Origin of the sequence: Pandoraea sp. B-6, assembly GCF_000282835.1 — a bacterium.
Classification (GTDB): Bacteria; Pseudomonadota; Gammaproteobacteria; order Burkholderiales; family Burkholderiaceae; genus Pandoraea; species Pandoraea cepalis.
Genome location: NZ_AKXS01000008.1, coordinates 1 through 5,311 on the forward strand (window position 1 = coordinate 1; position 5,311 = coordinate 5,311).

Annotated in this window: 5 protein-coding genes; all 5 read right to left on the minus strand. The window is 66.4% G+C overall.

What is annotated here, in order from left to right; genetic code table 11:
* On the minus strand, window positions 1-1,364 hold a 1,364-nt coding region (locus A985_RS23615; protein ID WP_157211298.1), incomplete at its 3' end, for an ABC transporter permease.
* Complete coding sequence (locus A985_RS0100060; protein ID WP_026131485.1) at window positions 1,351-1,947, minus strand: DUF4126 domain-containing protein; 597 nt, start codon at window positions 1,945-1,947, stop codon at window positions 1,351-1,353. The genes A985_RS23615 and A985_RS0100060, both read right to left, overlap by 14 nt.
* 280 nt (window positions 1,948-2,227) lie before the next feature.
* Window positions 2,228-2,545 (minus strand): quaternary ammonium compound efflux SMR transporter SugE, encoded by a 318-nt coding sequence (gene sugE, locus A985_RS0100065; protein WP_017231395.1) that lies wholly within the window; start codon window positions 2,543-2,545, stop codon window positions 2,228-2,230.
* Window positions 2,546-2,831: 286 nt separating this feature from the next.
* A complete protein-coding gene (gene kdpE, locus A985_RS0100070) occupies window positions 2,832-3,542 on the minus strand; it encodes a two-component system response regulator KdpE (protein ID WP_017231396.1) in 711 nt (236 codons plus the stop codon).
* On the minus strand, window positions 3,535-5,311 hold a 1,777-nt coding region (locus A985_RS23620), incomplete at its 5' end, for a DUF4118 domain-containing protein (protein ID WP_017231397.1). The genes A985_RS23620 and kdpE, both read right to left, overlap by 8 nt.

Sequence of the window (5,311 nt, forward strand, 5' to 3'; positions counted from 1 at the left end):
AGGCGGATGGCGAGCCAGGCGAGCACGCCGAACACCACCGCGCCCGCCGCGAAGCCGCCCGCCACCATCGCCCCGAGACGCAGGTCTCGCGCCGCGAACAGCAACAGCGCGCCGAAGGCCAGCGCACTCGCGCCATACGCCAGCCACCCTTGCCTGCGCGCCCCACCCACGACATCGCGACGCAACACATGCAGGGGCGCGACTTCGGAGAGCGGCAGCAACGGCGGCAACGCGAAACCGAGCAGCATGACCAGCGCACTCGCCAGACCGACGACCGCCGGTCGCCACGTCGGCGCCGGCAACCCCGCCGGGATCACGTCTCCCAACTGGGCGAGCAGCACCCAATGCGCCGCGTAGCCGAGCGCGATGCCCAATACGCCACCGATTAGGCCAAGCCCGATGAATTCAAGCGTCACCATCCCGCGCAACGCGCGGCGCGACAAGCCCAGGCAACGCATGACGGCGCAGGCATCGAGATGGCGCTCGCTGTACCGACGCGACGCGATGCCCACCGCCACCGCCGCCAGCACGGCGGCGAGCAAGGCCACCAGCGAGAGAAAACGCTCGGCGCGATCGAGCGTCTGGCGCACCTGCGGCTGTCCTTCCTCGAGCGATTCGAGATGCACGCCGCGCGCCTGTTCAGCGGCCGGCCGCGCCCACGCGGCGAATCTGGCGACCTGCGCGTCCGTGCCCGCCACCAGCAGCCGGTAGGTGATCCGGCTGCCGAACTGCACCAGCCCCGTCGACGGCAATTCGTCGAAGCGCATCATGACGCGTGGGGCCAGCGATCCGAAGCCGAAACCGCGATCCATTTCTCGCGTGATGACGGCGGCGATGCGCAACGTGCGGTTGCCCACGCGAATGGACTCGCCGGGCTTGACGTGCAGGGCATCGAGCAACGCGGCGTCGACCCACACCGTGCCTGGCGCGGGGATGGCCGCGGCGGGTGCATCCGGCGTATCGGCACCGGCATCGGGGGCGGTGCGCACTCGCCCGCGCAATGGATAGCCGTCGCTCACGGCCTTGAGCGACGATAGACGGCTCGCGCCGACTTGCCCGTGTTCGCCCGGGACGCTGGCCATGCTGGGAAAGTTGGCGACGACGGCGGTGGCCAGTCCATCGGCCTGCGCCTGACGCGCAAATGCCGGCGACAGGGGAGCGTCGCTGCGCACGACGAGGTCGGCGGCGAGCATCTGGCGGGCGTCGCGTTCAAGCCCGCCCTGCATCCGATCCGAGAGAAACCCCACGCTGGAGAGTGCACCGACCGCCAGCAACAACGCCACGAGAAGCAGATGCAACTCGCCTGCGCGCCAATCGCGCAGGAACATCCGCCATGCCTGGCGAGCAACGTCAGTGAACCCCATCGTTTTTCAATCCTTTGACCCGCGCCAGCAATGAGCGCCAACCTCGCCACACGCGGGGCAGCCACCACCACGCCAGCACGACGAAGATCAATAACATCACGAGAAAAACGGCGGGAAGGAAAAACGCCAGCGCCAGTCCGCCCACCGTCGACACATCTTCGCCGGCTGAGGCCGCGACATTGGAGAAAGGTTCCGGCGACGTGTTGATCAGCGCCCGGCTACCCGCTTTTGCCAGATGGGCCGTGCCTGCCAACGCACCGCCCGCCAGCCCCGCCAGCACCGTGACGGTCGGATCCATTTGTCCCAGCGCCGCCGCGCCGAGCACGATGCCGGCCGGAATGCGGATGAACGTGTGGACGGCGTCCCAGGCACTGTCGACAAAGGGAATTTTATCGGCGAAGAACTCGATGGCCGCCAGCACGCCGGCCGTGGCAATCACCCACGTCGACGTCAGCACCACCAACGAGGGCGGCAGATGCAACCAGCCCAGACGCGCAGCCATTCCCGCGCAGAACACCGTCAGGTACAACCGCAGGCCACTGCCCCAAGACAGCCCCGCACCCAGTGCAATCGATTCAAGCATGGCGACCTCACTGCCGCCGATATGACGGCGTCGCACGATCACGCGTCGGGTACCGCCGACGCGGCAATGACCATCGGGGAGGACGCGAACCGCCCCTACCCGCCGGACTGACGTCACAAGTGACGCGTCGGTGGCGTACAGTCGGCGAACGACCCTCGCGGAACAGCCACCGAACGGTCACTCGACCGCTACCGCGTCATTATGCCGCGCGCTGGGGCAACACACCACCGATGCCGGACATTGAGGATTTGGCGTGGCCGGCGCAAACGGCAGGCGCCCTTCAGGCTGCGGTCAACTTCAACCCGACCAGGCCCGCCAGAATCAGCGTCACGCTGGCAATCCGGGCGGCGGAGGCCGACTCGCCGAACAGCATAATGCCCAGCACGAACGCACCGACGGCGCCTATACCGGTCCAGATCGCGTATGCCGTGCCCAATGGCAGCGAACGCACGGCCAATGCGAGCAGCCAGACACTGCCGATCATTGCGCCAATCGTGAACACCGACGGCCAGAGACGCGAAAAACCCTGCGTGTACTTGAGGCCGACGGCCCACGCCACTTCCAGCAAACCGGCAATAACCAATAGCATCCAGGCCATGACTGACTCCGATAGAGAAATCGGGGTCGTCCCCGGAAGACAAGCGATCCTCGTAACGGGTCGTCCCGTCACGGGGTTCCTTTGGATGTCGAATGACATGGCAGAACGCCAACGTCGCGAAGCTGCAACTTGGCATCTCACCGCCAGGGCGATCGCCGGACATCGCTCAGGGAACCGCACGATTTTAGCAAAGCTCGCGCGCCGCGGTCACCCCTTGCACCGATGCCCAGGCCTCCGGGATCGCACCGCTACGCGAACTCGCCCTTGCGGCATGCTCCGCAAGCACTCAGCCGATGGCGTCGATCTCGAGCCGGTAGCCGACCCCCGTCTCCGTGAGAATGTGTTGCGGCTGTGCCGGATCGACCTCCAGTTTCTGCCGCAGGTGTCCCATGTAGATGCGCAGGTAGTGATGGCTCTCGACGTGCGACGGCCCCCACACCTCCTTGAGCAATTGCCGGTGTGTCAACACGCGCCCCGCATGACGCACCAGCGTGATCAGCAGCCGGTACTCGATCGGTGTCAGATGCACCGGGTCTCCCGCGCGCGTGACCTTGCGTCTCGCCAGATCGATGTGGATGTCGCCGAACGAGAACGCTTCGTCGAGCGTTTCCGAATTGCCGCCACGATGATGACGTCGCAATTGCGCCCGTATCCGCGCGAGCAGTTCCGACACCCCGAACGGTTTGGTGAGGTAGTCGTCCGCACCGACATCGAGCGCCACGACCTTCTCTGCCTCCTCGTTGCGAGCGGACAGCACGATGATCGGCATATCGGTCCAGCTTCGCACTTCGCGAATGACCTCCACGCCGTCGACATCCGGCAGTCCCAGATCGACGATGAGCAGATCCGGCTTGCGCGTAGCGGCCTCGACCATGCCCTGCCGCCCCGTTTCCGCCTCGTGCACGACCATGCCTTCGGCCTCAAGCGAGGTGCGCAAAAACCGGCGGATCTGTCGTTCGTCTTCAATCACCACGACGGTGATGGTCGGTTCACTCATGTTGTTGGGTCGCGTTGGCGTCGGGGGTACGGGATGTCTGCGGCGGGTCGGCGGGCAAATCCGCATGGACGTCTTCCGGGCCCTCCAGACTCTCCGGCGCCATCGGCGGCGTTTCGATCGGCAACGTGAAGATGAAGCGCGCGCCACGACCGTCGGGTCCGTTGGTGGCGTGAATTCTACCGCCGTGCGCTTCCACGATGGCGCGACAGATCGCTAGTCCGAGTCCGATACCGGGCTTGGCCGACTCCTTTTCCCCGCGCATGAATTTCTCGAAGATACGCCCTTCCATGCCCGGGGGCAGACCCGGCCCGTCGTCGCTTACGCTCACTTCGACCTCGTCGCCCTGCACGCATGCGGCGATTTCGATATGCGAGCCCGCGGGCGAATACTTCGCGGCATTCTCCAGCAGGTTGGTGAACAACCGCTCCATCAGCACGGCATCGAAGCGCAGCAACGGCAAGTCGGCCGGCAGCCGCGTGCTCACCTCATGCCCGGCGAGCGATCGGCGGCAGGCGCGCAACGACGTACCCACCACTTCCTCGAGCATCTGCCACTGACGGTTGAGCTGCACGCCGCCCGCTTGCAACTTCGCCATGTCGAGCAGATTGGTCACGAGCCCCGTCATGCGCTGCGCCTCCTCGTGAATGGCCTCGACGAGTTCGGTGCGCAACGGCCCGGGCGTCTGGGCATTGCGGCTCAGCATGCTGGCAAAACCCACGATGGACGTCAATGGTGTTCGCAGATCGTGCGAGATCGCCGAGAGCAGGGAATTGCGTAGCCGCTCGGACTCCATCGTCACCAGTGCATCCTGCGCGATCTCGACGTAATGAACACGCTCGAGCGCGAGCGCGATCTGCGCGGCAAACGTATCGAGCAAACGCTGCTGATCCGGCGTGTCGATGGCGCCGCCGCCCTCCGGCGCCGGGGCGACCACCAGCACCCCCCGCGTGCGCATCGGCGCGCGAAGCGGGAGATAGTAGGCGTCCGACGCGGGCAACGTGTTGGTCCCCCGCCCCGCCGCTTGCTGACGGTCATACACCCACTGGGCGACATCGGTATCGATGTGCGCCGGCATGGTTTCCGACTGCGCGTTCTCGACCGGCTGGCGCACACTGCCCTGGCTGTCGGGTAGCAGCAGCGCCACGCGCGCCTGGAACACTTCGCGCACGTGGCGCGACCCGATTTCCACGATCTGTGGCGTAGTGAGCGCCGCCGCCAGTTCGCGGGCCATGGCGTACACCGCGCCCGTGCGACGCTCGCGCCACGTGGCCAGCCGCGCCTGGAACCGCAAGCTGGTTGTCAGATGGCTGATGACCAGGGCGACGGTGAGCATGACGGCGAACGTCAGCAGGTACTGGGTGTCGGACACCGACAGCGACATCTTCGGTGGCACGAAAAAGAAGTCGAACGCCAGCACCGACAGAAACGACGCGAGCACCCCTGGACCACGCCCAAGCCGCATGGCCGCCACGATCACGCCGAGCAGGTACAACATGGCGATATTGGCCAGATCGAGGAACGACGTGAGTTCCGCCGCGACAAGCGACACGGCGCCGCAGATACCGACGGCCCATGCATAGGCACGCCAGGGCCCGCCCACGAGCCCCAGCTCCGGGGCCGTTTCGAACCAGCCGCGCCAGTCGCCGCGCACCACGCGCTTGTCGGCCACGGCGTCCCCTGCCGCCGGTCCGATCAACACGACGTCCACGCCGCGTGCGCGACGCAAAAGTTGCTCGTGCAGCGGCGTGCGGGCAGTCCACCCGCGCCGT

Bases quoted from the DNA above. Each gene is read 5' to 3' on its own strand.
- A985_RS0100060 (WP_026131485.1), bottom strand. From the start codon at position 1,947: ATGCTTGAATCGATTGCACTGGGTGCGGGGCTGTCTTGGGGCAGTGGC.
- sugE (WP_017231395.1), bottom strand. From the start codon at position 2,545: ATGGCCTGGATGCTATTGGTTATTGCCGGTTTGCTGGAAGTGGCGTGG.
- kdpE (WP_017231396.1), bottom strand. From the start codon at position 3,542: ATGAGTGAACCGACCATCACCGTCGTGGTGATTGAAGACGAACGACAG.